Here is a 26556-nt window from a genome sequence, read left to right as displayed (position 1 = left end):
GGACGTCCGGGCACATCGCCCGGCGTCCACGGCCCTCCGGTCGACCCGTGTCAACGGGTCGGGGGGTGACGGCGGCGCGCTACGGGCGCAGCGCCGGCTCCCGCTCCACGTCACGCACGTCCAGGCGCGCGTCGAACTTGGCCAGCGGCCTGGCCTGCGAGGCCGTCGGCGCCGGGACGCCCGCCCAGTCCAGGATGCGGGCCGTGGCCAGCGCCTTCTGGTCGGGGACGAGACCGGCCACGTTCGCGCCGTGGTTCAGGCCGGGAGCGGTGAAGACGTAGCTGTCCTTCGCGCCCTTGCCCAGCCGGAACCGCTCGGCGCCCCACGGGTCGTTCTGGCCGTAGACGAAGAGCATGTGCCGGGCGTTGTGCCGCACCCACGAGTCGACGTCGCGCATCGCGGACGGCTGGAACTTCATGGGGATGTCCCGGGGGACGAAGTTGCGCGGCGGCTGGTAGCCGTAGCGGACGTACTTCTTCTCGATGTACGGGAAGTGGATGGTGGGCGCGCCGAGTTGGGTGCCCGCCTGGTAGTAGTACGGGGTGTAGGTCGCCAGGCCCTGGTCGGCGTAGGCGGAGAAGCCGGAGATCGTGTCGACGGAGTTCCAGATCTCGTCGTCCGTGGCCGTGGCCGCGTCCGCCGGGACGGTGGCGCAGTCGGACAGCAGGCTGTACTGCCAGAAGCCCCAGACGTAGTCGAGGACGACGGCCTCGTAGGCGCGGTCCAGGCTGCCGATGGTGGTGAAGGTGTAGCCGTTCTCGGCGGCGTACGCCGCGTACTTCTCCTCCAGCGGCGCCCGGCGCACCAGCGCCTCGCGCTGCACGGCGTTCAGCCGGTCGCGGCACTCCTTGGTGCCGACGGTGGCGAAAAAGCGGTCGTAGGCCGAGTCCTCGTCGTTGACGACGTCGTTGGGGGCCACGTAGGCGACGACGCCGTCCATGTCCCTGGGATAGAAGCGCTCGTAGTAGGTGGCCGTCATGCCGCCCTTGGAGCCGCCGGTGGAGATCCACTTCTTGCCGTAGATCTTCTTCAGCGCGGTGAAGATGCGGTGCTGGTCGCTCGCCGCCTGCCAGATGTCCAGCTTGGACCAGTCGGCCGGAGCCGGGCGGGACGGGGTGAAGAAGCGGTACTCCATGGAGACCTGGTTGCCGTCCACGATCTGGGTGGGCTCACGGCGGCCCGGTGTCGTGGAGACGTTGTAGCCGCCGGTGTAGAACACCGTCGGGCGGCTGACGTCCTTGTGCAGCACGGTGATCCGCTGCTGGAACGTGCCCTTGCCGGGGTGCCTGTGGTCCACCGGCTGGGTGTAGTTGAGGACGAAGAACCGGTAGCCGGGGTACGGCTTCTCCTCGACCAGGCTCACGCCCGGCACGGCGAGGAGCCGGTCCTTGATGTCGACGGCCTCCGGTGTTGCGGCGGTGGCCGCTCCCGCCGTGCTCACCGTGCCTATGAGCACCATGAGCGCGAGCAGCCATCTGAGCGCCTTGCGCATGCGCGTGCACCCTCCCTGTGAGACTGATGTGCGTCGCCGGAAGGTATCGGAGCAACACCCGTCACACCAGAGGGGCTTGGCACTTCACCGTCTTCACCGGCGGTTCAGCAGCGGAACCAGGCGGACCGGTACGAGCCGCCGGTCACCAGTCCCGTCACCCGCACGTAGCGGTGGCCCGCGTACACCCGCGCCGGGGGCGAACTGCGGGTGTCCCGGCGGGACTTCGCGACGGCGCGCAGACCGCGTGCCTGAAGGCTCACCGCGACCAGCCGTCTGGTGCCCGGGTGCTTCTGCACGGTGACGGCGCAGAGGTACCCACCGTCACGGAAGAGCTGCACGGAGCCGGTGGAGAAGGGCAGGGTGCGCACCTTGCGGCCCTTGCAGCCGGTGGCGGTGGCGGCCTGGGCGGCGCCCGGAGCGGCGACGGCGAGGAGAGCGGACACGATCAGCAGGACGAGGCCGGCCACCGGCCGCCTGCCCACCGCACCCTTCGCGCCTCTCGCGCCGCCCCTCGCGTCCCTTCGGGCCTTCGCGCCCTTCGCGGCCTCCCCGTCCGTCGCGCTCTTGCTCGCTGCCGGGCGTTCCAGCCCGGCGGGCCCGTTCGGCCCCGAAGCGCCTGTGCCCACGGTCCGTCCCTCCCACGTTCCCCGTACGCGATAGCCGCTCGCGTCAGCCGTACGGATGTACGGACGCCGGACACCCGTCGGATGGTTGCGCGGCCGCCGCCGGAGCGGGGGCGCGCACGGGTACGGGATCAGACGGCCGCGGGCTCGTCCTCGCCCACGAAGGTGCGCCACAGCCGGGCGTAACGGCCCTCCAGCGCCAGCAGTTCGTCGTGCGTGCCGTCCTCCACGACCCGGCCGTGGTCCATCACCACGACCCGGTCCGCGCGCGCCGCGGTGGTCAGCCGATGGGCGACGACCAGGGTGGTGCGGCGGCCGGCCAGCCGGTCCGTGGCCTGGTTGACCTGGGCTTCCGTGGCGAGGTCGAGGGCGGCCGTCGCCTCGTCGAGGAGCAGCACGTCCGGGTCGACGAGTTCGGCGCGGGCCAGGGCGATCAGCTGGCGCTGGCCCGCGGAGAGGTTGCGGCCGCGTTCGGCGACCGCGTGCAGATAGCCGCCGTCGAGGGTGGCGATCATCTCGTGCGCGCCGACCGCCCGCGCCGCCGCCTCGACCTCGGCGTCGGTGGCCTCGGGCCGGCCGTAGGCGATGGCGTCGCGGACGGTGCCGGGGAACAGGTACGCCTCCTGCGGGACGACGCCCAGCCGGTGGCGGTACGAGGTGAGGTCGAGGGAGCGCAGGTCCGTGCCGTCGACGGTGACACGGCCGGCGGTGGGGTCGTAGAAGCGGGCCACCAGCTTGACGACGGTCGACTTGCCCGCGCCGGTCTCGCCGACGAAGGCGACGGTCTGGCCGGCCGGGATGCGCAGCTCGATGCCGCTCAGGGCCTCCTCGGGCTCGTCGTCGGCGCCGTACGCGAAGTGCACGCCCTCGAAGGCGATCTCGCCGCGCAGGGAGGTGACCTCCCGCGGTTCGTCGGCGGCGGCGGTGGACGTCGGCTCCCGCAGCAGTTCCTGGATGCGGCCCAGGGAGACGGTCGCCTGCTGGTAGCCGTCGAAGACCTGGGAGAGCTGCTGGACGGGGGCGAAGAACAGGTCGATGTAGAGGAGGTAGGCGACCAGGGCGCCGGTGGTCAGCGTGGCCGCGTCGACCCGGCCCGCGCCCGCGATGAGGACGGCCGCGGCCGCGACCGACGACAGCAGCTGCACGAACGGGAAGTAGACCGAGATCAGCCACTGGCCGCGGATGCGGGCCTCGCGGTAACCGTCGGAGCGCTCGGCGAACCGGGCCGCGCCGTCGCGCTCGCGCCGGAAGGCCTGCACGATCCTGAGCCCGGACACCGACTCCTGGAGGTCGGCGTTGACCGTCGACACCCGCTCGCGGGCGAGTTCGTAGGCCCGCACGCTCGCCCTGCGGAAGAAGTAGGTGGCGACGGCGAGGGGCGGGAGCGTGGCGAAGACGATCAACGCCAGCTGCACGTCGATCACCAGCAGGGCGGCCATGATGCCGAAGAAGGTGACGACCGAGACGAACGCGGTGACCAGGCCGGTCTGAAGGAACGTGGACAGGGCGTCGACGTCGGTCGTCATCCGCGTCATGATGCGGCCGGTCAGCTCGCGCTCGTAGTAGTCGAGCCCGAGACGCTGGAGCTGGGCGAAGATCTTCAGGCGCAGGGTGTAGAGGACCCGTTCGCCGGTGCGGCCGGTCATCCGGATCTCGCCGGTCTGCGCGACCCACTGCACGAGCACGGCGAGCAGGGCGAGCAGGGAGGCGGTCCAGACGGCGCCCAGCGCCATCCGGGTCACGCCCTGGTCGATGCCGTGCCGGATCATCACCGGCAGCAGCAGGCTCGTCCCGGCGTCGACGGCGACCAGTGCGAGGCTGACGAGCAGGGGCGCGCGGAAGCCGCGCAGCAGCCGGCGCAGGCCGTAGGACTCCTCCGGCTGGACCGCCCGTACCTCGTCGACGTCCGGCACGTCGAGGGCCGGGGGCAGCGCCTCGACCTGGGCGAGGAGGCCGGGCGTGGCCGGCGTCCCGGACAGGGCCGCGTCCTTCGGCTCGCGGTCGCCGGTCCACAGCCGGGGGGTCACCCCGCGTTCGGCGTCGAACTCGGCGTCCAGTTCGTCGCGGACGGTGGTGTCCTCGCTCGGCGCGACGCGCGGGGCGTGGCCGGGCGAGACGCCGCCCAGCTCGTCGGGGTCGGTGAGCAGGCGGCGGTAGAGCGCGGAGCGTTCCTGGAGCTCCTCGTGGGTGCCGAGGTCGGCGAGCCGGCCCGCGTCGAGGACGGCGATGCGGTCGGCGAGGTTGAGGGTGGACCGGCGGTGGGCGATCAGCAGGGTGGTGCGGCCCCGCATGACCTGCTTGAGGGCCTCGTGGATCTCGTGCTCCACGGCCGCGTCCACGGCGGACGTCGCGTCGTCCAGGACGAGCAGGCGCGGGTCGGTGAGGATGGCGCGGGCGAGCGCGACGCGCTGGCGCTGGCCGCCGGACAGGGTGAGTCCGTGCTCGCCGACCGTGGTGTCGTAGCCGTCGGGCAGCTCCGCGATGAAGCGGTCGGCCTGGGCGGCGCGGGCGGCGGCCTCCACCTGCTCCCGGGTCGCGTCGGGACGGCCGTACGCGATATTGGCGTGGACCGTGTCGGAGAACAGGAACGAGTCCTCGGGGACCAGGCCGATCGCGGCCCGCAGCGAGTCGAGGGTCAGCTCGCGCACGTCGTGGCCGCCGATGAGGACGGCGCCCCGGGTGACGTCGTAGAAGCGGGGCAGCAGGAGCGAGACCGTGGACTTCCCGGAGCCGGACGAACCGACGACCGCCAGGGTCTCGCCGGGGCGGATCTCGAAGGTGAGGGCGTCGAGGACGGGCCGGTCGGCGTCGTAGCCGAACGCTACGTCGTCGAACTCCACCGTGGCCGGGGCGTCCGCGGGCAGCTCCTTGGCGCCGTCCCGCATGGACGGCTCGGTGTCGATCAGCTCCAGGACGCGTTCGGTGCCCGCGCGGGCCTGCTGGCCGACGGTGAGCACCACCGCGAGCATCCGGACCGGGCCGACGAGCTGGGCGAGGTAGGTGGAGAAGGCGACGAAGGTGCCGAGGGTGATGTGGCCGCGCACGGCCAGCCAGCCGCCGAGGGCCAGCATGGCGACCTGGCCGAGGGCGGGGACCGCCTGGAGGGCCGGGGTGTAGGCGCTGTTCAGCCGGATGGTGCGCAGCCGGCCCGCGAAGAGCCGGCGGCCGACCTCGCGCAGTTTGCCGGTCTCCTGGTCCTCCTGGCCGAAGCCCTTCACCACGCGGACGCCGGTGACCGCGCCGTCGACCACGCCCGCGACCGCCGCCGCCTGGGCCTGGGCGTACCAGGTGGCGGGGTGCAGCTTGGTCCGGCTGCGCCGGGCGATGTACGCGAGGGCGGGCGCCACGGCCAGCGCGACCAGGGTCAGCGGCAGCGACAGCCACGCCATGATCACCAGGGAGATCGCGAAGAGGAGCAGGTTCCCGATCGTCATCGGGAGCATGAAGAGCAGGCCCTGGATGAGCTGAAGGTCGCTGGTGGCGCGGCCGACCACCTGGCCGGTGGACAGCTCGTCCTGCCGGCGGCCGTCGAGCCGGGTGATCGTGTCGAACATCTCGGTCCGCAGATCGTGCTGGACGTCGAGGGCGAGCCGTCCGCCGTAGTAGCGGCGCACGTAGGTGAGGGCGTAGACCAGCAGGGCGGCGGCTATCAGGGCCCCGGCCCAGGGAGCCATGCCGCGGCTGTGGTCGCCGATGACGTCGTCGATGATCACCTTGGTGACCAGCGGCACCAGTGCCATGACGGCCATGCCGGCGAGGGAGGAGCCGAGCGCGAGGACCACGTCCGCCGGATGACGCCAGGCGTATGCGGCCAGTCTGCGCGCCCAGCTCGGTCGCCGCTCCCCCTGCTGCGCTGCCACGCCGGTGCCTTCCTGTCGTCCTGGTCTGCCGGAAGGCACCAACGCCGGAGCAGGCGGATTTCATCCCTCCGCAACGATCGGCGTCGCGCGGTGGACGTGCCGGGACGCAGCGTCACGGCCCGTCCACCGCGACCGCGCCGCGAAACGGACCGGGAACGGGCCGCTCAGGAGGCGGCGAGGTCCCGGTGGATCACCTTGGCGACGCCCTGGATGGTCGCGATGCCGTAGTCCATGGTGGCGTTGCCCTGGGTCAGGACGGTGATGACGTAGTCGTGGCCGCCGCCCTTGAAGGTGCCGATGCTGTGCACCCGCCAGGCCTGCGTGGCCCGCGACAGCCAGCCGTTCTTGACCCGCCAGGTGACGCCCGAGGGCCGCCCGAACGGCGTTCCCCAGCGCTGCGAGGGTATGACCTGGCCCATCAGCGTGTTGACGTAGGCGCGCGAGGCGTCGGTGAGGACCGCGTTCTTGGCGGTGAGCAGCTTGAGCAGTTTCTGCTGGTCGTTGGCGGTGATCTGGGTGAGGCCCCAGTAGTTGTCCGCGCCGGGCTTGGTCTGCGTCATCTTCGCGGCCGTCAGGAAACCCTTGATCTTCGTCAGGCCGAGCTGCTTCCACAGGGTGGAGGTGGAGGCGTTGTCCGACTTGGTGATCATGGCGGTGGCGAGGGACTTCTCCTGGCCGGTCAGCGCCCGGCCGGTCTTCTGCGCGTCCCACAGCAGCGCGGACAGGACGGTCACCTTGACGACGCTGGCCGAGTCGAACGCGGTGGAGCCGCGCAGAAAGCAGGTGGTCTGCGCGGTGCGGTCGTAGAGGCCGACGGCGACGGTGCCCCGGCGGCCCGCGACCGCGGCGGTGATGTCCTTCTTCAGTTTGGTCGCCAGAGCGGCCTTGGCCGAGGTGCAGCTGACGGTCGAGGTGGCGGCCGAGGCGGGCGACGCGGCCACGCCGGTGACGAGAAGGCCGGCGCCGAGCGCCGCGGCGAGCAGCCGTGCGCGTCGGGTCGTGCTGGATGTCCCCTGATTCATGCCCTGTTGACACATGAGTTCGTGGGAATGGTTGTACGAGCACACCGCACGAATTTCCGGACTCGCGGGCGGACTCTCACAGGCGGCGGCCATTTCCGGCACAGCGGGCGCCCACGGCGGCCGTACAGCATGCGCAGGGTGACCTCAGCCACCGATCCCCACACCCACCCCGCCGTGCCCCCCGACGGGGCGCCGCAGGCCCTCGCGACCGGGCCGGCGCCTCCGGACCGGGCGCCGCGCTGGTCCCTGCCCGCGCTGATCGCGATCCTGGCCCTCGCCGCCGTCCTGTACGGCTGGAACCTGTCGGACGGCAGCCTCAACAGCTTCTACAGCGCGGCCGTCTACAGCGGCACGAAGAGCTGGGAGGCGTGGTTCTTCGGCTCGCTCGACGCCGGGAACTTCATCACCGTCGACAAGCCGCCCCTCGCCCTCATGATCATGGGCTTGTCCTGCCGGATCCTCGGCTTCGGCACCTGGCAGATGATGCTGCCGCAGATCGCGGCGGCGCTGGGCACGATCTGGATCCTGCACGCCTGCGTCAAGCGGGCGTTCGGCCACACGGCCGCCGCCCTCGCGGCCCTCGTGCTCGCGCTGACCCCGATCACCGTCGCCATCGACCGCGACAACAACCCGGACACGGTCCTGGTGCTGCTCATGGTCGGCGGCGCGGCCCTCGCGCTGCGCGCCACCCGCGACGACCGGCTGCCCGCGCTGCTCGGCTCAGCGGTGTGCTTCGGGCTCGCGTTCAACACCAAGATGCTCCAGGGCTACATCGCCCTGCCCGCCGTCGTCGCCGTCTACCTGTACGCGTCGCGACCCGGATGGCGCAGGAAGGCCCTGAACCTGGCGTCGGCCGCCGTGGCGCTGGCCGTCTCCAGCTTCTGGTGGGCCACGGCCGTGTCCCTGGTCCCCGCCGACGACCGCCCCTACATCGGGGGTTCGGCCGACGGCAGCGCCTGGGACCTGATCATGGGCTACAACGGCTTGGGCCGGGTCCTCGGCGGCGAGGGCAACGGCGGGGGCGGCGGGGGCGGCGGCACCTTCGCCGGGACCGCGGGCCTCGGCCGGATGTTCAACGACGTCCTCGGCGGCCAGATCTCCTGGCTGATCCCCTTCGCGGGCATCGCGCTGGTCGCCGGCCTGGCGCTGTGCGGGCGCGCCCCGCGCACCGACGCGACGCGTGCCGCGCTGCTCCTGTGGGGCGGCTGGCTCGTGCTGCACTACCTGACCTTCGCCCTGGCCGAGGGCACGATGCACCCGTACTACACCACCGCGCTCGCCCCGGGCGTCGCGGCGCTGTGCGGAGGCGGCGGCGTCCTGCTCTGGCGGGCCTTGCGCGACGGCGGCACCCGCTGGTCGTGGGCGCTGCCCGCGGGGCTCGCGGTGACCGGCGTCTGGGCGGTCGTGCTGCTCCGCCGGGCCACGGGGTGGAACACCTGGCTGTGGCCGGCCGTCGGCGTGCTCACGGTCCTGGCGGTCGCCGGTCTGTGCGTCCTGCGGTCGTCGCGGTCCGGCCTGCGGGCACGGCTGCTCGGCGCGGCCCTCGCGGCGGCGGTCGTGGCGGCCCTCGCCGGTCCGGCGGCGTACGCGGCGTCGCCCGCCTTCGGCTCGGGCGGTGGCATGACGGGCGGCACCAACCCCACCGCGGGCCCGTCGGCCGGCGGCGGCACGGGCGGCCCCGGCGGCGGCGGACCCGGCTCACGGACAGAGGCCGGCCGACGGGGCTCTTCCGGCGGGGAGTTCCCGGGCGGCGGCCCGCAGAGCGGCGACGGCGCACCCCCTCAGGGCGGCGGCACGAACGGCGCCCCGAACGGCCAGGGCGGCCAGGAGGGTCAGGGCGGCCAACAGGGCGGCTCGGTAGGGGAGTTCCCCGGCGGCGCGGCGGGCGGCGCGCCCGGTGAGGCGGGGGCGGGCGCCGGCGCGGGCTCGGGCATGAGCGGGGGCATGGGCGGAGGCGGCGGCGCGGACGGGGCCGGCAGCGCGCTCGCCGCGTACCTGAAGAAGCATCAGGACGGCGCCACCTGGCTCATCGCGGTGTCCGGCTCGCAGAGCGCCGGCCAGTTGATCCTGAGCACCGGTGAGCCCGTCATCTCGATGTTCGGCTTCACCGGATCCGACAACGCGATGACCCTGGCCAGACTCGAGGAATTGGTCAGGAACGGCGAGCTGCACTACATCCAGCTCGGCGGGGGCGGCGGGCCCGGCGGCGGGAACAACAGCCTGCTCGCCGAGATCACCGCCTGGGTGCAGAAGCACGGCACGGCGGTGAAGGAGAGCGCGTACAGCGCGACTTCGTCCTCGTCCTCGTCCGGCGCGGACGCCTCGTCCGGCGCACAGAGCGGCCAGAGCGGCCGGTCGACGGTCTACCGGCTGGACCCCTCCGACGCGGGCTGAGCGGCCGGGCCCACCGCGCCGAACGGCTCCCGGTCTCGCGCCGGGGGCCGTCCCGCGGGGGCCGACTCGCGGGGACCGGAGGGGATTTGACGCGTCCCGTCACCCGATCTACACGTCACGTTCATTGCCATGACCGCATGTGCATGTCACTCTCCCGATTGCCGCCTTCAATCAACCCGCGTAGATCGGACACCCCACATGCTGGCGACACGCATACGCCGATGGAAGTCGGTGGCGCTGGCCACCACCGCAGTCCTGGTCGGCATCACCGCCCCCGCGCTCACCGCGACCCCCGCCGCGGCGACCACGACGGCGTACGACTCGACGTACTACAAGAACGCGGTCGGCAAGACGGGTTCGAGCCTGAAGTCGTCCCTGCACACGATCATCAGCGCCAACGTCTCGAAGATCTCGTACTCGGCCGTCTGGAACGCGCTGAAGGTCACCGACCAGGACCCGAAGAACAGCGCCAACGTCATCCTCCTGTACAGCGGCGTCTCCCGCAGCAAGTCCCTCAACGGCGGTGACGTCGGCGACTGGAACCGCGAGCACACCTGGGCCAAGTCCCACGGCGACTTCGGCGAGGTCACCGGTCCCGGCACCGACCTGCACCATCTGCGTCCCGCGGACGTGACGGTCAACAGCATCCGCGGCAACAAGGACTTCGACAACGGCGGCAGCACCGTCTCGGGCGGCGGCGGCAGCCTCACCGACTCCGACTCCTTCGAGCCCCGCGACGCCGACAAGGGCGACGTGGCCCGCATGATCCTCTACATGGCGGTCCGCTACGACGGCGGCGACGGCTTCGCCGACCTGGAGCCGAACGAGAAGGTCGACAACGGCAGCAACCCGTACATCGGCAAGCTGTCCGTGCTGAAGGCGTGGAACGAGCAGGACCCGCCGAGCGCGTTCGAGGAGAAGCGCAACCAGGTCATCTACGACACCTACCAGCACAACCGCAACCCGTTCATCGACCACCCGGAGTGGGTCGAGGCGATCTGGTAGTCCGCCGCGCGGGCGGGCCGGGGCGTTCGGCGCGCCCTACTCCCCGCCCGCGCCGCGCGGAGCCCCGTACCAGCGCCACCGGGTGAGGCGCGCACGCCCCGGCAGGTCCCCCCGGCCGGTGGCCCACAGCAGAGCGGGCCACGGGCCGGCGTCCGCGGGGACGTCGGGGAAGAGCCGGGCCAGCACCCGGGCGCACACATCGGCGTCCGGCTCCCAGCGCACTCCCAGCCCTCCGGCGACGTCGTGCAGGTGCACCAGGGTCTCCACGACGCCCATCGCGGCGAAACCCTCGGGGTCCGAGGCCCCGAAGACGTGGTGCGAGCGGACCGTCGCCGGGGTCGTGCGCACCATCGCCGCCAGCATCGCCCCGCAGGCCTCCAGCACCTGGGCGAGGCCCGCCGCCCCGGCCGCCCGGTCGGCGAAGACGACGTTCGCGGGCCCGCCGGGACGCCTCGGGCTCCAGACGAACGGCACCTCGGTGTCCGACGGCGGCTCCCCCGGCCCCAGTTGGGCGGCGTAGGCGAACAGGTCGTCGGCCAAATGCTCGACGGTCTCCCAGCAACTCCACTCCAGGGAGCCCGCCCGGGCGTCCCAGTCGGCCGCCCGCGCTCCCCGGATCAGGTCCGCCGCCCGCCGCACCGCCTCCCGCACGTCGTCGGCGGTGACGGGACCGGTGGCGCAGGCGGGGGCGGGCGCGGACGAAGGCTCGGTGTCGGGCATGCCGGGACCGTACCAACGATCCGCGGCGGGCCACCGCCGGTTTCGCCGCCCCGCCCCGCCCCGGTCCGTTCAGCCGAGGTGCGTCGCCGCGAACATCCGCAGGACCGCCGGGAGGACGACCACCGAGGGGCCCGGCGTGTCCAGCGCCGCCGCCAGGTCCGCCGCCAGGGCTTCCGGGGACGTCCGCACCGCCGGCACCCCGAAGGACTCCGCCAGGGCGACGAAGTCGGGCCGGGTCAGCTCCGTGGCCGTCGTCTCGCCGAACGCCTGCGTCATGTACTCGCGCAGGATGCCGTAACCGCCGTCGTCCACGATCAGCCAGGTGACGTCCAGACCGTGCTGGCGGGCCGTGGCCAGTTCGGCGACCGAGTACAGGGCTCCGCCGTCGCCGGACACCGCGAGCACCGGGCGGGTCGGGTCGGCGACCGCCGCGCCCAGGGCCGCGGGGAAGGCGTAGCCGAGGCCGCCGGCGCCCTGCGCGGAGTGCAGGAGGTTAGGGCCCTCGGCGTCGAAGGCCGACCAGGCCCAGTAGGCGAGGATCGTCATGTCCCAGAAGGACGGGGAGTCCGCCGGCAGCGCCTCGCGCACCGCGGCCAGCACGTCCTGTTCCACGGTGAGTTCCTGGGCGGCGATGCGGTCGGCGACCTTCGCGAGCAGGTCCCTTACCCGGCCGGGCGCGGTCTCGTCCCGCCGTTCCTCCACCGTCTCCAGGAGGGCCTGCAACGCGAGGCGGGCGTCCGCGTGGATGCCCAGCGCCGGGTGGTTGGACTCCAGTTTGCCGAGGTCCGCCTCGATCTGGACGATCCGGCCCCGGGGCCTGAACGTGTGGTAGTTGGAGGAGAGTTCGCCGAGGCCGGAGCCGACGACCAGGAGCACGTCGGCGTCCTCCAGGAAGTCCGTGGTGTGCCGGTCCTCCAGCCACGACCGGAGGGAGAGGGGATGCGTCCAGGGGAACGCGCCCTTGCCGCCGGGGGTGGTGACGACGGGCGCGTCCAGGCGCTCCGCCAGCTGCCGCAACTTGCCCGAGGCGTCCGCCCGGACCACTCCCCCGCCGGCGATGATCGCCGGGCGCCGCGCACGCGACAGCAGGTCGGCCGCCACGGCCGTCAGTTCGGGGCGCGGCGGCAGCTCCTCGGGGAAGGCGTCGCCGCCGGTCACCACCGGGATCGACGCCGGGGCGAGCAGCACGTCCTGCGGGATCTCCACCCACACGGGGCCGTGCGGCGCCGACAGGGCCGACTTCCAGGCCGCCTCGATCGCCGACGGGATCTGGGACGGGGCGCGGACGGTGTGGACGGACTTCACCACGCCCCGGAACGAGGCGGCCTGGTCGGGGAGTTCGTGCAGATGGCCGCGGCGGCCGCCGCCGAGACCGGCGGCGGGGACCTGGCTGCAGATCGCCAGGACCGGCGCGGAGGCGGCCGCGGCCTCCTGGAGGGCGGGCAGGGAGGTCAGCGCGCCCGGCCCCGTCGACAGCAGCAGCGGGGCCGCCTCGCCGGTGATCCTGCCGTACGCGTCCGCCGCGAAACCGGCGTTGTTCTCCACCCGCAGGCAGACGTGGCGCAGGTCGGAGCGGCGCACGGCGTCGAACAGGGCGAGCGCGTGCTGGCCGGGCAGGCCGAACACGGTGGTCGCGCCGAGGGCGGCCAGGGTCTCCACGACGAGGTCCCCGCCCGTGCGGCCGGCGGGAGGGTTCAGCGCGGCCTCCGTCTGTGCGGCGGTCGGGCGGAGCACCAGGTCGTGGTCGTGGGTCACTTGCCCTCGTTCTCCTCGCGGGCCGCGGCGATCCGGCGGGCCATGATGGTGGTCAGTTCGTACGCCGTGTGGGAGGCGGCCACCGACGTGATCTCCGCGTGATCGTACGCGGGGGCCACCTCGACGACGTCCGCGGAGACCAGGTTGCACGAGGCGAGTCCGCGCAGGATCTCCAGCAGCTCGCGGGAGGTCATGCCGCCGGCCTCGGGGGTGCCGGTGCCGGGCGCGTGGGCCGGGTCGAGGCAGTCGATGTCGATGGAGATGTACAGAGGACGGTTCCCGATGCGCTGGCGCAGCTGGTCGGCGACCTCGTCGGCGCCGCGGCGGTAGACGTCGGCGGAGGTGACGATGCCGAAGCCCATCTTCTCGTCGTCGGTCAGGTCCTGCTTGCCGTAGAGCGGGCCGCGGATGCCGACGTGGGAGAGGGCCTCGGTGTCGAGGATGCCCTCCTCGACGGCCCGGCGGAACGGGGTGCCGTGGGTGTACTCGGCGCCGAAGTAGGTGTCCCAGGTGTCGAGGTGGGCGTCGAAGTGGAGCAGGGCGACGGGGCCGTGCTTCTTCGCGACCGAGCGCAGCAGAGGCAGGGCGATGGTGTGGTCGCCGCCCAGGGTCATCAGGCGCGCGCCGGTGCCGATGAGGTCGTCGGCGGCGGCCTCGATGGTGTCGACGGCCTCGTTGATGTGGAAGGGGTTCGCGGCGATGTCGCCGGCGTCCGCCACCTGGGCGAGCGCGAAGGGGGAGGCGTCCTGCGCGGGGTTGTACGGGCGCAGCAGGCGGGAGGCCTCGCGGATGGCGTTGCCGCCGAAGCGGGCGCCGGGCCGGTAGGAGACGCCGGAGTCGAAGGGCACGCCCACCACGGCGACGTCGGCGCGGCCGACCTCGTCGAGCCGGGGCAGCCGGGCGAAGGTCGCGGGGCCCGCGTAGCGCGGGACGCGGGAGGAGTCGACGGGGCCGCGGGGCGTGTCGTTGCTGGTCATGGTCGTTCGCCTTCTCGTCCGGGGGTGTCTTTCACGATAGGTGGCCGGACCACGGCCGCGAAGTGTACGTTTCCTCCATTCGGAGCCCGTCGGACGGAGGAAACGCACACCGTGTCCGAGCAGCCCGCCGTTCCCCCCACTCCGCCGGTCCCGCTGTCCGCGCTGCTGGCCCGTGAGGACCTGGCGCTGCGGCAGATCGCCGGGCCCGCCGGCGCGGGCACGGTGCTGCACGGCGCGCACGCGTCGGAGATGGCCGACCCGTACCCGTATCTGCTGGGCGGTGAGCTGCTGCTGACGGCGGGGGTGCACTTCGCGGGGGCGGACGGGCCGGCGAGCCGGTTCGACGACTACGTGGGGCGGATCGTGGCGGCGGGCGGCGCCGCCCTGGGCTTCGGTGTGGCGCCCGTGCACGACACCGTGCCGGGCGCGTTGGCCGAGGCGTGCGACGCGCGCGGGCTTCCGCTGGTGGAGGTGGCGCCGCGCACGACGTTCGCGGCGGTGGCGCGGGCGGTCTGGCAGCTGATGGAGCGGGCCCGCACGGCGGAGCTGCGGCGGGTCACGGAGGCGCAGCAGGCCCTGGCGGCCGCCGCCTCGCGTCCCGACCCGGTGCCGTCGGTGCTGCGGCAGCTGGCCCGGCGGGTCGGGGGTCGTGCGGTGCTGTACGGGGCCGAGGGGGAGCCGATCGCGGCGGCGGGCACGCCCACCGGCGCGGAGGACGCGCTCGCCGCTCTCGCCCGCCGTCTCGCCTCGCGCGGTCCGTCCAGCGCCGGCGACACGGCGGCCTCCGGTGTCCGGCTGGCCGCCTACGCCCTGGGGGCGGGCGGGGGTCTCGTGCTGGGCGTGGCGTTCCGGCGGCGGGAGCCGGGCGACCACGCCGTCGCGTCGGTCGCCGCGGTGCTGCTGACCCTCCTGACGGGCGCGCGGCAGAGCGGCTCGGACGCGGCCCGTTCCGCGGCGCTGGTGCGGGTGCTGCTGGGCGGGGCTCCCGAGGAGGTGGCCGGGCTGCTCGGCGGTGAGCGGTGGAGCGTCGTGCACGCGCGCGCGGAGGCCGCGGAGCCCGGCCCGCTCGCCGCGTCCGCGCTGGGCGCGGCGCTGGGGTCGCCGCTGGTCGACGCGGCCCGGGACGTGGTGCGGGTCCTCGTGCCGGGCGAGCGCACGCCGGGGCCGCTGCCGGGCTGGACGATGGGGGTCAGCGCGGTCGTCGAGCCGTCCCGGTGGCCCCTCGCCGACGCCCAGGCGGCCCGCGCCCTCGCCCGCGCGCGGGCGACGCGCGCGCCTCTCGTGCGGCACGGCGGGCGCACGGCGCTGGCCGGTCTGGTCGCGCCGGAGGAGGCCGCGGAGCACGCGCGGGCGCTCCTCGCGCCGCTCGCCGCGTCCCCGGCGCTCGTGGAGACGCTGCGGGCCTGGCTGTCACTGCACGGCAGCTGGGACCGCACGGCTGTGGCGCTGTCGGTGCACCGCAACACCGTGCGGCAGCGCATCGCCCGCTGCGCGGCCCTGCTGGACGCCGACCTGGACGACGCGGACGTGCGGATGGAACTGTGGTTCGCCCTGAGACACGGGTGAGTGACGCGTGTCCCAGCGGCCGGGACGACGGGGACACGCACTGTCCGCTGCCTCACAATGGAACCCATGCCGATACCCGGGACGCCCAGCCGCGCCGAACTCGTCGACCACCTCGTCAGGACCCGTATCGCCGGAGACGTCGCGACGCCCCGCGAGAACAACCTGTCCCACTACCGTCAGCTCGCGAACGGGGTGCGCAACTTCTGGCTCGGCCTGGAACTCGGCGACCGCTGGAGCGACGAGCAGGACGTGCTCGCGGTGATGGCGGAGCGGGTGGGCGTGAACGACGACCCCGAGCACCGCTACGGGCAGGACACCATCGACCCGCAGCTGACGGTCGGCGGCCTGGACCGGATGGCGGCCCGGCTGCGCAAGGCCGCGGAGGGGCGGCAGCGGGTCCTGTTCGCCACCGGCCACCCGGGCGGGCTGCTGGACGTGCACCGGGCCACGGCGGCCGCCCTGCGCGCGGCGGGCTGCGAGATCGTCGTCATCCCGCAGGGGCTTCAGACCGACGAGGGGTACGTGTGGCAGGTCGCCGACGTGGCGGTGCTGGAGCATGGGGCCACGCTGTGGCACACCCACTCCGGCGAGCCGATGAAGGCGATCCTGACGGCCTTGGAGCGCGAGGGGCGTCCGCTGCCGGACCTGGTCGTGGCCGACCACGGCTGGGCGGGTTACGCGGGCCGGCACGGCGTCGACTCCGTCGGCTACGCCGACTGCAACGACCCGGCCCTGTTCATCGGCGAGGCGGAGGGCGTCGTCCAGGTGGCGGTGCCCCTGGACGACCACGTCGTCAGCCCGCGCCACTACGACCCGATGGTCGCCTACCTGCTCGCGGAGGCGGGCCTGTGACCGCCGGAGGCCGGTCCCGGTCGGGCCGCCCGCCGGCCGCCTGACCGGGGGCCGGGCGGCCGGGGCAGCCGGAGGCCTCGCGGCTCAGTCGTCCCGCGGGACGCGGACCACGCCCTCCTGGATGACCGACACGGCGAGCCGCCCGTCCTGCGTGTAGATGCGGGCCTGGCCGAGGCCGCGCCCGCCGGACGCGGACGGCGACTCCTGGTCGTACAGGAGCCACTCGTCGGCGCGGAACGGGCGGTGGAACCACATGGCGTGGTCGAGGGACGCCCCCACCACGTCGCCCACGGCCCAGCCGCCGCGGCCGTGCGCGAGCAGCACCGAGTCGAGCAGGGTCATGTCGGAGACGTAGGTGGCCAGGACGACGTGCAGCAGGGGGTCGTCCGCCAGTTTGCCGTTGGTGCGGAACCACACCTGGCTGTGCGGTTCGCGCGGCTCCCCGAACCGGCCGTACGGCGGGTCGTCGACGTACCGCAGGTCGATCGCCTCGCGCGCTTCGAGGAACCGCTCGACGATCACCGGGTCGAGGTGGTCGTAACCGCGCAGCCGCTCCTGGCCGGTCGGCACCGACTCGGGGTCGGGCGCCGGCGGCATGGGCGTCTGGTGGTCGAGGCCCTCCTCGTACGTCTGGAAGGACGCCGACAGCGTGAAGATCGGCCGGCCGTGCTGGACGGCGACCGCGCGACGGGTGGTGAAGGAGCGGCCGTCGCGGATGCGCTCGACGTTGTAGACGATGGGCGCGCCGGGGTCCCCCATGCGCAGGAAGTACGCGTGCAGGGAATGGGCGTGCCGGTCGGCGGGGACCGTACGTCCGGCGGCGACCAGCGCCTGGGCCGCCACCTGCCCGCCGAACACGCGCGGGACGACGGCGGACCGGGACCGGCCGCGGAAGATGTTCTCCTCGATCTGCTCCAGGTCGAGCAGATCGAGGAGATCCTGTAGTGCCTGGCTCATGGGTGTCAGGTGTACCGGGCTGCGGTTGCCGGGACCTTACAGACCCATGTCCTTGGCGATGATCGACTTCATGATCTCGCTGGTGCCGCCGTAGATGCGGTTGACGCGGTTGTCCGCGTACAGGCGGGCGATCGGGTACTCGTTCATGAAGCCGTAGCCGCCGTGCAGCTGGAGGCAGCGGTCGATCACGCGGTGGGCGACCTCGGTGCAGAACAGCTTGGCGCTGGCGGCCTCGGCGGGCGTCAGCTCACCCGCGTCCAGGGCCTCCGTGGCGCGGTCGGCGACGGCCTCGGCCGCGTCGACCTCGGCCTGGCAGGCGGCCAGCTCGAACTTGGTGTTCTGGAAGTGCGCGACGGGCTTGCCGAAGACCGTGCGCTCCTGCACGTACTGCTTGGCGAACCGGACGGCGGCCTTGGCCTGCGCGTACGCGCCGTAGGCGATGCCCCAGCGCTCGGAGGCGAGGTTGTGGCCGAGGTAGTAGAAGCCCTTGTTCTCCTCGCCGAGGAGGTCCTCGACGGGCACCTTGACGTCGACGAACGCCAGCTCGGCGGTGTCGGACGTCTTCAGGCCGAGCTTGTCCAGCTTGCGGCCGACCGAGTAGCCCTCGGCCTTGGTGTCCACCACGAACAGGGAGATGCCGTGGCGGCGGTCCTCGGCGGTGGGCGCGGCGGTGCGCGCGCAGACGATCATGCGGTCGGCGTGGACGCCGCCGGTGATGAAGGTCTTGGAGCCGTTGAGGACGTAGTGCGTGCCGTCCTCGGAGAGCTTGGCGGTGCTCTTCATGCCCGCGAGGTCGGAGCCGGTGCCCGGCTCGGTCATCGCGATCGCCCACATCTCCTCGCCGGAGACGAACTTCGGCAGGAAGCGCTTCTTCTGCTCGTCGTCGGCGAGCAGCTTGATGTAGGGCAGGCCGAGCAGCACGTGCACGCCGGAGCCGCCGAAGGTGACGCCCGCGCGGGCGGTCTCCTCGTACAGGACGGCCTCGAACTTGTAGGAGTCGATGCCGGCGCCGCCGTACTCCTCGTCGACGCGGATGCCGAAGACGCCCAGCTCGGCGAGCTTGTAGTAGAAGTCGCGCGGCGCCTGGCCGGCCGCGAACCACTCGTCGTAGACCGGGACGACCTCGGCCTCGATGAAGGCCCGCAGGGTCTCCCGGAACGCCTCGTGGTCCTCGTTGAACACCGTACGGCGCACCGCCGCCACCCTTCTGTGCGCCTAAGCCGGCGCCGCTCTCGCGTACCTGGTTGCTCGCCGCGGGGGTTCCTCGATGCATGGTTGCGGTCCCGATGGCTAAGCGCTTGCTCAGGGCAACCGTACCGGCGGGTAGGGACAGGCGTCCATAGGGGCGGCCGTAACGCTCGTCACTCCCCTGCGGCCGCCGCCGCGAACGCGCCGCGGGCCATGCGGTGCAGGAGTCCGGCCGTGGTCGCGCGACCGGGCAGGGCGCCCGGCCGGCCGAGGTGCGGGGTGGAGTTCAGCAGACCGAAGACCGAGTGGACCGCGGAGCGCGCGGCGGGCTCGGCGAGGCGGGGGTACACCGCGCACAGGACCTCCACCCACAGCTCCACGTACTGCCGCTGGAGCTGGCGGACCAGCTTGCGGTCGCTCTCGCGGAGGCGGTCCAGCTCACGGTCGTGCAGGGTGATCAGGGGACGGTCGTCGAGGGCGAAGTCGATGTGCCCCTCGACGAGCGAGTCGAGCACCGACTCGCAGGGCACGCCGTCGGCCTCCGCCAGGCGCCGCTTCGCACCGGTCAGCAGCCGGCCGCTGATGCCCACCAGGAGTTCGGCGAGCATCGCGTCCTTGCCGGGGAAGTGGCGGTACAGCCCCGGACCGCTGATGCCGACCGCGGCCCCTATCTCGTCGACCCCTACGCCGTGGAAGCCACGCTCGGCGAACAGACGCGCGGCCTCCCTGAGGATCTGCTCGCGCCGGGTGGGGGCGTCCGTTCTCGTGGCCATGAGGGCAATTCTAGACAGCGAGGTTAGCGGTCGTTAACCTGAGCGAAATGGTTAACGCTCATTAACAGTCGATCACTGGCGTGAGGGGACCGCGAGGATGGAAGAGGCACCGGAGCTGACGAGCGCGGCTGATCCCGCGTCGGAGGCCTGGAGGGCCAACGAGGACGCGCACCGCGCGCTCGCCGAGGAGCTGCGCGGCAAACTCGCCGCGGCCCGGCTGGGAGGCGGTGAGAGGGCGCGGGCCCGGCACACCGCGCGCGGCAAGCTGCTGCCCCGCGACCGGGTCGACACGCTCCTGGACCCGGGCTCGCCGTTCCTTGAGCTGGCCCCCCTCGCCGCCGACGGGTTGTACGACGGACAGGCCCCGGCCGCCGGCGTGATCGCCGGGATCGGCCGGGTCTCCGGGCGCGAGTGCGTGGTCGTGGCCAACGACGCCACCGTCAAGGGCGGCACCTACTACCCGATGACGGTGAAGAAGCACCTGCGTGCCCAGGAGGTCGCGCTGGAGAACCGGCTGCCGTGCCTGTACCTGGTGGACTCGGGCGGCGCCTTCCTGCCCATGCAGGACGAGGTGTTCCCCGACCGCGAGCACTTCGGACGGATCTTCTACAACCAGGCCCGCATGTCCGGGGCCGGGATCCCGCAGATCGCGGCCGTGCTCGGGTCGTGCACGGCCGGCGGGGCGTACGTCCCGGCCATGAGCGACGAGGCGGTCATCGTCCGCGGCCAGGGCACGATCTTCCTCGGCGGCCCGCCGCTGGTGAAGGCCGCCACCGGCGAGGTCGTCACCGCGGAGGAGCTGGGCGGCGGCGAGGTGCACTCGCGCGTCTCCGGCGTCACCGACCACCTCGCCGAGGACGACGCGCACGCGCTGCGGATCGTGCGGAACATCGTCGCCACGCTCCCCGCGCGCGGGCCGCTGCCCTGGCAGGTGCGGCCGTCCGTGGAGCCCAAGGTCGACCCGCACGGCCTGACCGGCGCGGTCCCGGTCGACTCGCGCACCCCCTACGACGTCCGCGAGGTCATCGCGCGCGTGGTCGACGGCTCCCGCTTCGCGGAGTTCAAGTCCGAGTTCGGGCAGACCCTGGTCACCGGCTTCGCCCGGATCCACGGCCACCCGGTCGGCATCGTCGCCAACAACGGCATCCTGTTCTCCGAGTCCGCCCAGAAGGGCGCCCACTTCATCGAGCTGTGCGACCAGCGCGGCATCCCGCTGGTGTTCCTTCAGAACATCTCCGGCTTCATGGTCGGCAGGGACTACGAGGCCGGCGGCATCGCCAAGCACGGCGCCAAGATGGTGACGGCGGTGGCGTGCACGCGCGTGCCCAAACTGACGGTCGTCGTCGGCGGGTCGTACGGCGCGGGCAACTACTCCATGTGCGGCCGGGCCTACTCGCCCCGCTTCCTGTGGATGTGGCCCAACGCCAAGATCTCCGTCATGGGCGGCGAGCAGGCCGCCTCCGTCCTCGCCACGGTCAAGCGCGACCAGCTGGAGGCCGGCGGCCAGGAGTGGCCCGCCGAGGACGAGGAGGCCTTCAAGGACCCGATCCGCGCGCAGTACGAACGGCAGGGCAACGCCTACTACGCGACCGCCCGGCTCTGGGACGACGGGGTCATCGAACCGCAGGAGACCCGGCAGGTGCTGGGCCTGGCCCTGACGGCCTGCGCCAACGCGCCGCTGGGCGAGCCCCGGTTCGGCGTCTTCCGGATGTGAGGAGGGGACTTCATGTTTGACACAGTGCTCGTCGCCAACCGGGGCGAGATCGCCGTCCGGGTCATCCGCACGCTGCGCGCCATGGGCGTGCGCTCGGTGGCGGTCTTCTCCGACGCCGACGCGGACGCCCGGCACGTCCGGGAGGCGGACACGGCGGTGCGGATCGGGCCGCCGCCCGCCGCCGACAGCTATCTGTCCGTCGAGCGGCTGCTGGACGCGGCCGCGCGGACCGGCGCCCAGGCCGTGCATCCCGGCTACGGCTTCCTGGCCGAGAACGCCGGCTTCGCGCGTGCCTGCGCCGACGCCGGACTGGTCTTCATCGGGCCGCCCGCCGAGGCCATCGCCCTCATGGGCGACAAGATCCGCGCCAAGGCCACCGTGCGCGAGGCCGGGGTCCCGGTGGTGCCCGGATCGAGCGGCAGCGGCCTGACGGACGACCAGCTCATCGCCGCCGCCCGCGAGATCGGCGTGCCCGTGCTGCTGAAGCCCAGCGCGGGCGGCGGCGGCAAGGGCATGCGGCTGGTGCGCGACGCGTCGCTGCTGGCCGAGGAGATCGCCGCCGCCCGCCGCGAGGCCCGCGCCTCCTTCGGCGACGACACGCTGCTCGTCGAGCGGTGGGTCGACCGGCCCCGGCACATCGAGATCCAGGTCCTCGCCGACGCCCACGGCAACGTGATCCACCTCGGCGAGCGCGAGTGCTCGCTCCAGCGCCGCCACCAGAAGATCGTCGAGGAGGCGCCCAGCGTCCTGCTCGACGAGGCCACGCGCGCGTCGATGGGCGAGGCGGCCGTGCAGGCGGCGCGCTCCTGCGGGTACCGCGGCGCGGGCACGGTGGAGTTCATCGTGCCGGGCGGCGACCCGTCCTCGTACTACTTCATGGAGATGAACACCCGGCTCCAGGTGGAGCACCCGGTCACCGAACTCGTCACCGGCCTGGACCTGGTGGAGTGGCAGTTGCGGGTCGCCGCGGGCGAACCGCTGCCCTTCGGCCAGGAGGACGTGCGGCTGACCGGGCACGCCGTCGAGGCGCGGGTGTGCGCCGAGGACCCCGCGCGCGGGTTCCTGCCGTCCGGCGGCACCGTGCTGCGGCTGCGCGAGCCGCAGGGCGACGGCGTGCGCACCGACTCCGGGCTCAGCGAGGGCGCCGAGGTCGGCAGCCTCTACGACCCGATGCTGTCCAAGGTGATCGCCTACGGCCCGGACCGGGAGACCGCGCTGCGCAAGCTCCGGGCGGCCCTGGCCGGCACGGTCACCCTGGGCGTGCAGACCAACGCCGGGTTCCTGCGGCGGCTGCTGGCCCACCCGGCGGTCGTCGCGGGCGAACTCGACACCGGGCTGGTGGAGCGCGAGGCCGCTTCCCTGGTCACGGCCGCCGTCCCGCCGGAGGTCCAGGCGGCGGCGGCGCTGCTGCGCCAGGCCGCGCTCGACCCCGCGCTGCGCCCCGCGCCCGCCCCCGACGCGGGCTGGGTGGACCCCTTCTCGGTCGCGGACGGCTGGCGCCTGGGCGGCGAGCCCGCCTGGACCGCGCACCACCTGCACGTGCCCGGCCACGACCCGGTGACCGTCCGCGTGCGCGGCGCGGCCGACGGCGGCTGGGAGGTGCTCCTCGACGGGGAGGAGACCCCGCGCCACAGCTCCGGGATCCTGCCCCCGCGGCCCGGCGACGACCGCTTCGTCTGCCGGCTCGACGGCGTCACGCACGCCTTCGCCGCACTGCCCGACGGGTCCTGGCTGGGCCGCGACGGCGACGCCTGGCAGGTGCGCGACCACGACCCGGTGGCCGCCTCCCTCACCCGAGGGGCGCACGCGGGCGCCGACTCGCTCACCGCGCCCATGCCCGGCACGGTCACCGTCGTCAAGGTCGCCGTCGGCGACGAGGTGGCCGCGGGCCAGAGCCTGCTGGTGGTCGAGGCGATGAAGATGGAGCACGTCATCTGCGCCCCGCACGCCGGCACCGTCGCCGAACTCGACGTGACCCCGGGCACGACGGTCGCCATGGACCAGGTCCTGGCCGTCGTCGCCCCCGCGGACGGACCGGAGAACGGTTCCGCGACCGGCGCGGCGGCCGGTTCCGCGGCCGCGCCCCGGAAGGAGGAGAAGTGACGACGCTCCCCATGGCCGTGCCCGCGCCGGGACTGCCCGCCCGGGTGCGCATCCACGAGGTCGGCGCCCGCGACGGTCTTCAGAACGAGAAGACGACCGTGCCGACGGACGTCAAGGCCGAGTTCGTGCACCGCCTGGCCGACGCGGGCCTCACCACCATCGAGGCCACCAGCTTCGTCCACCCCCGATGGGTCCCCCAACTCGCCGACGCCGAGCAGCTGTTCCCGCTGGTGAGCGACGTCGACGCGGCACTGCCGGTGCTGGTGCCGAACGAGCGCGGGCTGGACCGGGCGCTGGCGCTGGGCGCGCGCGCCGTCGCCGTCTTCGCCAGCGCCACCGAGTCCTTCGCCAAGGCCAACCTCAACCGCACCGTGGACGAGGCGCTGGCCATGTTCGAGCCGGTGGTGGCGCGGGCCAGGGCCGAGGACGTCCGGGTGCGCGGCTACCTCTCCATGTGCTTCGGCGACCCGTGGGAGGGCGCGGTCCCGCTGGAGCAGGTCGTCCGGGTCTGCCGCGCCCTGCTCGACATGGGCTGTGACGAACTGAGCCTGGGCGACACGATCGGCGTGGCCACCCCGGGCCATGTGCGGGCCCTGCTGACCGCGCTGAACGAACAGGGCGTGCCCACCGACGCGTTGGCCGTGCACTTCCACGACACCTACGGTCAGGCCCTCGCCAACACCTTCGCCGCGCTCCAGCACGGCGTCACCACCGTCGACGCCTCGGCGGGCGGTCTCGGCGGCTGCCCGTACGCCAAGTCCGCCACCGGCAACCTCGCCACCGAGGACCTCGTGTGGATGCTGCGGGGCCTCGGCATCGACACCGGGGTCGACCTCGGCCGTCTCGTCGCCACAAGCGAGTGGATGGCCGCCCGGCTGGGCCGGCCCAGCCCGTCCCGCACCGTCCGAGCACTCGGCACCACGACACAGCCCCACAAGGAGCAGTGACCCGACATGGACCACCGTCTCTCCCCCGAACTGGAAGAACTCCGCCGCACGGTCGAGGAGTTCGCGCACGACGTCGTCGCGCCCAAGATCGGTGACTTCTACGAGCGGCACGAGTTCCCCTACGAGATCGTCCGCGAGATGGGCCGCATGGGCCTGTTCGGGCTGCCCTTCCCCGAGGAGCACGGCGGCATGGGCGGCGACTACCTCGCGCTCGGAATCGCGCTGGAGGAGCTCGCGCGGGTCGACTCGTCCGTGGCGATCACCCTGGAGGCCGGCGTCTCGCTGGGCGCCATGCCGATCCATCTCTTCGGCACGCCCGAGCAGAAGCGCGAGTGGCTGCCGCGGCTGTGCTCCGGCGAGATGCTCGGCGCGTTCGGGCTGACCGAGCCGGACGGCGGCTCGGACGCGGGGGCGACGCGCACGACGGCCCGCCTCGACCCCGACACCGACGAGTGGGTGATCAACGGCACGAAGTGCTTCATCACCAACTCGGGCACGGACATCACGGGCCTGGTCACGGTCACCGCGGTGACGGGCCGCAAGCCGGACGGCCGGCCGCTGATCTCCGCGATCATCGTCCCGGCCGGCACCCCGGGCTTCACGGTCGCGGCGCCCTACTCGAAGGTCGGCTGGAACGCCTCGGACACCCGTGAGCTGTCCTTCGCCGACGTGCGCGTCCCGGCGGCGAACCTGCTCGGCGAGGAGGGCCGCGGCTACGCGCAGTTCCTGCGGATCCTCGACGAGGGACGCATCGCCATCGCCGCGCTGGCGACCGGCCTCGCGCAGGGCTGCGTGGACGAGTCGGTCAAGTACGCGCGGGAACGGCACGCGTTCGGCCGCCCGATCGGCGCCAACCAGGCCGTCCAGTTCAAGATCGCCGACATGGAGATGAAGGCCCACACCTCCCGTCTGGCCTGGCGGGACGCGGCCTCGCGGCTGGTGGCCGGGGAGCCCTTCAAGAAGGAGGCGGCGCTGGCGAAGCTGTACTCGTCGACGATCGCCGTCGACAACGCCCGCGACGCCACCCAGGTGCACGGCGGCTACGGCTTCATGAACGAGTACCCGGTGGCCCGGATGTGGCGCGACTCCAAGATCCTGGAGATCGGCGAGGGCACGAGCGAGGTGCAGCGCATGCTGATCGCCCGGGAGCTGGGCCTGCCCGCCTGACCCGAAACCGCCCGCCGCCCCGGCGCCGTACGGCGTCGCGACGCCCTCCGGCGTCCCGGCGTGCGCGCGCCACGATCGGTCGTTCGGCGGCCCCGGCCCACCGGCCGGGGCCGCCGACGCCGTTTCCCCCACGTCCTGGTGACGGTCCGTCCGCCGACGGCGGAGCGGCGGGCCACCGGCGCGGGCGGGCGCGGCCGCGCTCTCCGGGGCCGCCCTCTGGACACTAGCTGAGGTTAGGCTAACCTACATTCGAACCGTCCTCGGGTGATCCCGCCCCGTTCGAAAGTGGCACACTCATGTCCAACGCCAGAGCCGTCCGTCCCACCCGCCGCGGCATCCTCGCCGCCGGTGGCGCCCTCGGTCTCGGCGCCGTGCTCGCCGCCTGCGGGGACGACAAGTCGGGCAGCAGCGGCTCCGGGTCGTCGGCGAACGCCCCGGCGAAGTCCGGCCCCTGGACCTTCAAGGACGACCGCGGCACCACCGTCAAGCTCGACGCCGTCCCCGCGAACATCGTCGCCTTCACCGGCGTCGGCGCCGCCCTCCACGACTACGGCATCCAGGTCAAGGGCGTCTTCGGTCCCACGAAGACCACCGCGGGCAAGGCCGACGTGCAGGCCGGCGACATGGACGTCAGCAAGGTGACCGTCCTCGGCAACGTCTGGGACGAGTTCAACGTCGAGAAGTACGCGGCCCTCGCGCCCGACGTCCTCATCTCCACGATGTTCGACGGCGCCGGCACCCTCTGGTACGTCCCCGAGGCCTCCAAGGACAAGATCGCCAAGCTCGCCCCGAGCGTCGGCATCTCCGTCTACGACCGTCAGCTGACCGGTCCGCTGCAACGCATGTGGGAGCTGGCCGAGTCGCTGGGCGCCGACATGACGGCGGCCGCGGTCACCGGCGCCAAGAAGAGGTTCGAGGACGCGGCCGCCCGGCTGCGCGCCGCCGCCAAGGCCAAGCCCGGCATCAGGGTGATGGCCGGCTCCGCGAGCCCTGAGCTGTTCTACGTGTCCGGCACCGATCTCTCGATCGACCTGGAGTACTTCAAGGCCCTCGGCGTGAACTTCGTCGAGCCGCCGGAGAAGGCCAAGGCCCAGGGCGGCGGCTGGTACGAGTCGCTGAGCTGGGAGAACGTCGACAAATACCCGGCCGACATCATCATGATGGACGACCGCTCCTCGACCATCCAGCCCGCCGACATCACCGAGGCGACCTGGAAGAAGCTGCCCGCGGTCAAGGCCGGCCAGGTCATCGCGCGCTCCCCCGAACCGATCCTGTCCTACGACAAGTGCGTGCCGCTGCTGGAGAACCTCGCCGCGGCGCTGGAGAAGGCGAAGAAGGTCGCCTGAACGACGGCGTCCTGACGACGTGGGCGCGCCGCGGCCGAGACCGCGGCGCTCGCGCCCACGCGGCGGAGCCGCACGCCGACGCGGCCCCGCGCCCC

At 73.2% G+C, this 26556-nt stretch carries 19 protein-coding genes; 9 read left to right on the top strand and 10 right to left on the bottom strand.

The features are described 5' to 3' along the window. Nucleotides 1-79: 79 nt before the first annotated feature. The 4 genes from ACGFSH_RS01150 to ACGFSH_RS01135 form a co-directional block, all read right to left on the bottom strand. The gene (locus tag ACGFSH_RS01150; protein WP_393343703.1) at nucleotides 80-1492 is read right to left on the bottom strand and encodes a S28 family serine protease; all 1413 of its coding nucleotides are present in this window, start codon (nucleotides 1490-1492) and stop codon (nucleotides 80-82) included. 104 nt (nucleotides 1493-1596) lie between these two features. Further along, a complete protein-coding gene (locus tag ACGFSH_RS01145; protein ID WP_393343701.1) occupies nucleotides 1597-2118 on the bottom strand; it encodes a hypothetical protein in 522 nt (173 codons plus the stop codon). A 128-nt stretch (nucleotides 2119-2246) separates the two neighbouring features. Beyond that, complete coding sequence (locus tag ACGFSH_RS01140) at nucleotides 2247-5975, bottom strand: ABC transporter ATP-binding protein (RefSeq protein WP_393343699.1); 3729 nt, start codon at nucleotides 5973-5975, stop codon at nucleotides 2247-2249. A 164-nt stretch (nucleotides 5976-6139) separates the two neighbouring features. Then, nucleotides 6140-6997 carry a serine hydrolase gene (locus ACGFSH_RS01135; RefSeq protein ID WP_393343697.1) on the bottom strand — a complete coding sequence of 286 codons (858 nt, stop codon included), beginning with the start codon at nucleotides 6995-6997 and terminating at the stop codon, nucleotides 6140-6142. 138 nt (nucleotides 6998-7135) lie between these two features. Here ACGFSH_RS01135 and ACGFSH_RS01130 point away from each other — a divergent pair, with 138 nt between their 5' ends. After that, nucleotides 7136-9391, top strand: coding sequence for a glycosyltransferase family 39 protein (locus tag ACGFSH_RS01130; RefSeq protein WP_393343695.1), 2256 nt, complete (start codon nucleotides 7136-7138; stop codon nucleotides 9389-9391). 198 nt (nucleotides 9392-9589) lie between these two features. Then, nucleotides 9590-10396 (top strand): endonuclease I family protein, encoded by an 807-nt coding sequence (locus ACGFSH_RS01125; RefSeq protein WP_393343693.1) that lies wholly within the window; start codon nucleotides 9590-9592, stop codon nucleotides 10394-10396. 36 nt (nucleotides 10397-10432) lie between these two features. Here the strand turns inward: ACGFSH_RS01125 and ACGFSH_RS01120 are convergent, their stop codons facing one another. The 3 genes from ACGFSH_RS01120 to speB form a co-directional block, all read right to left on the bottom strand. Further along, on the bottom strand, nucleotides 10433-11116 hold the full coding sequence (locus ACGFSH_RS01120; RefSeq protein WP_393343691.1) for a DinB family protein: 684 nt from the start codon (nucleotides 11114-11116) through the stop codon (nucleotides 10433-10435). Between the two features lie 69 nt (nucleotides 11117-11185). Continuing rightward, entirely contained in the window at nucleotides 11186-12871 is a 1686-nt protein-coding gene (locus ACGFSH_RS01115; protein ID WP_393343689.1) for a thiamine pyrophosphate-binding protein, read from the bottom strand. Next, nucleotides 12868-13848 (bottom strand): agmatinase, encoded by a 981-nt coding sequence (gene speB, locus ACGFSH_RS01110; protein WP_329410183.1) that lies wholly within the window; start codon nucleotides 13846-13848, stop codon nucleotides 12868-12870. The genes ACGFSH_RS01115 and speB overlap by 4 nt, the downstream gene beginning before the upstream one ends. Before the next feature lie 111 nt (nucleotides 13849-13959). Here speB and ACGFSH_RS01105 point away from each other — a divergent pair, with 111 nt between their 5' ends. Continuing rightward, complete coding sequence (locus tag ACGFSH_RS01105) at nucleotides 13960-15414, top strand: helix-turn-helix domain-containing protein (RefSeq protein WP_393343687.1); 1455 nt, start codon at nucleotides 13960-13962, stop codon at nucleotides 15412-15414. 66 nt (nucleotides 15415-15480) lie between these two features. Continuing rightward, nucleotides 15481-16266: a phosphatase gene (locus ACGFSH_RS01100; RefSeq protein ID WP_329410185.1), complete on the top strand. Its 786-nt coding sequence runs from the start codon at nucleotides 15481-15483 to the stop codon at nucleotides 16264-16266. Between the two features lie 84 nt (nucleotides 16267-16350). Here ACGFSH_RS01100 and ACGFSH_RS01095 read toward each other — a convergent pair whose 3' ends face one another. The 3 genes from ACGFSH_RS01095 to ACGFSH_RS01085 form a co-directional block, all read right to left on the bottom strand. After that, entirely contained in the window at nucleotides 16351-17223 is an 873-nt protein-coding gene (locus ACGFSH_RS01095) for an acyl-CoA thioesterase (protein WP_393343684.1), read from the bottom strand. A 36-nt stretch (nucleotides 17224-17259) separates the two neighbouring features. Beyond that, complete coding sequence (locus ACGFSH_RS01090; RefSeq protein ID WP_393343682.1) at nucleotides 17260-18417, bottom strand: acyl-CoA dehydrogenase family protein; 1158 nt, start codon at nucleotides 18415-18417, stop codon at nucleotides 17260-17262. A gap of 167 nt (nucleotides 18418-18584) precedes the next feature. Further along, a complete protein-coding gene (locus tag ACGFSH_RS01085) occupies nucleotides 18585-19184 on the bottom strand; it encodes a TetR/AcrR family transcriptional regulator (RefSeq protein ID WP_393343680.1) in 600 nt (199 codons plus the stop codon). A 97-nt stretch (nucleotides 19185-19281) separates the two neighbouring features. Between ACGFSH_RS01085 and ACGFSH_RS01080 the strand changes: the two genes are divergently transcribed. The 5 genes from ACGFSH_RS01080 (at nucleotide 19282) to ACGFSH_RS01060 (ending at nucleotide 26461) form a co-directional block, all read left to right on the top strand. After that, nucleotides 19282-20898 (top strand): carboxyl transferase domain-containing protein, encoded by a 1617-nt coding sequence (locus ACGFSH_RS01080; RefSeq protein WP_393343678.1) that lies wholly within the window; start codon nucleotides 19282-19284, stop codon nucleotides 20896-20898. A 12-nt stretch (nucleotides 20899-20910) separates the two neighbouring features. Beyond that, the gene (locus ACGFSH_RS01075; protein WP_393343676.1) at nucleotides 20911-23001 is read left to right on the top strand and encodes an acetyl/propionyl/methylcrotonyl-CoA carboxylase subunit alpha; all 2091 of its coding nucleotides are present in this window, start codon (nucleotides 20911-20913) and stop codon (nucleotides 22999-23001) included. 11 nt (nucleotides 23002-23012) lie between these two features. Beyond that, a complete protein-coding gene (locus ACGFSH_RS01070) occupies nucleotides 23013-23948 on the top strand; it encodes a hydroxymethylglutaryl-CoA lyase (RefSeq protein ID WP_329417032.1) in 936 nt (311 codons plus the stop codon). 6 nt (nucleotides 23949-23954) lie between these two features. Further along, nucleotides 23955-25115 (top strand): acyl-CoA dehydrogenase family protein, encoded by a 1161-nt coding sequence (locus tag ACGFSH_RS01065; protein ID WP_393343674.1) that lies wholly within the window; start codon nucleotides 23955-23957, stop codon nucleotides 25113-25115. A 296-nt stretch (nucleotides 25116-25411) separates the two neighbouring features. Continuing rightward, on the top strand, nucleotides 25412-26461 hold the full coding sequence (locus ACGFSH_RS01060; RefSeq protein ID WP_393343672.1) for an ABC transporter substrate-binding protein: 1050 nt from the start codon (nucleotides 25412-25414) through the stop codon (nucleotides 26459-26461). Nucleotides 26462-26556 lie beyond the last annotated feature (95 nt).

Origin of the sequence: Streptomyces sp. NPDC048481, assembly GCF_043200075.1 — a bacterium.
Lineage (GTDB): Bacteria > Actinomycetota > Actinomycetes > Streptomycetales > Streptomycetaceae > Streptomyces.
This window is presented reverse-complemented; position numbering and strand designations above follow the sequence as displayed.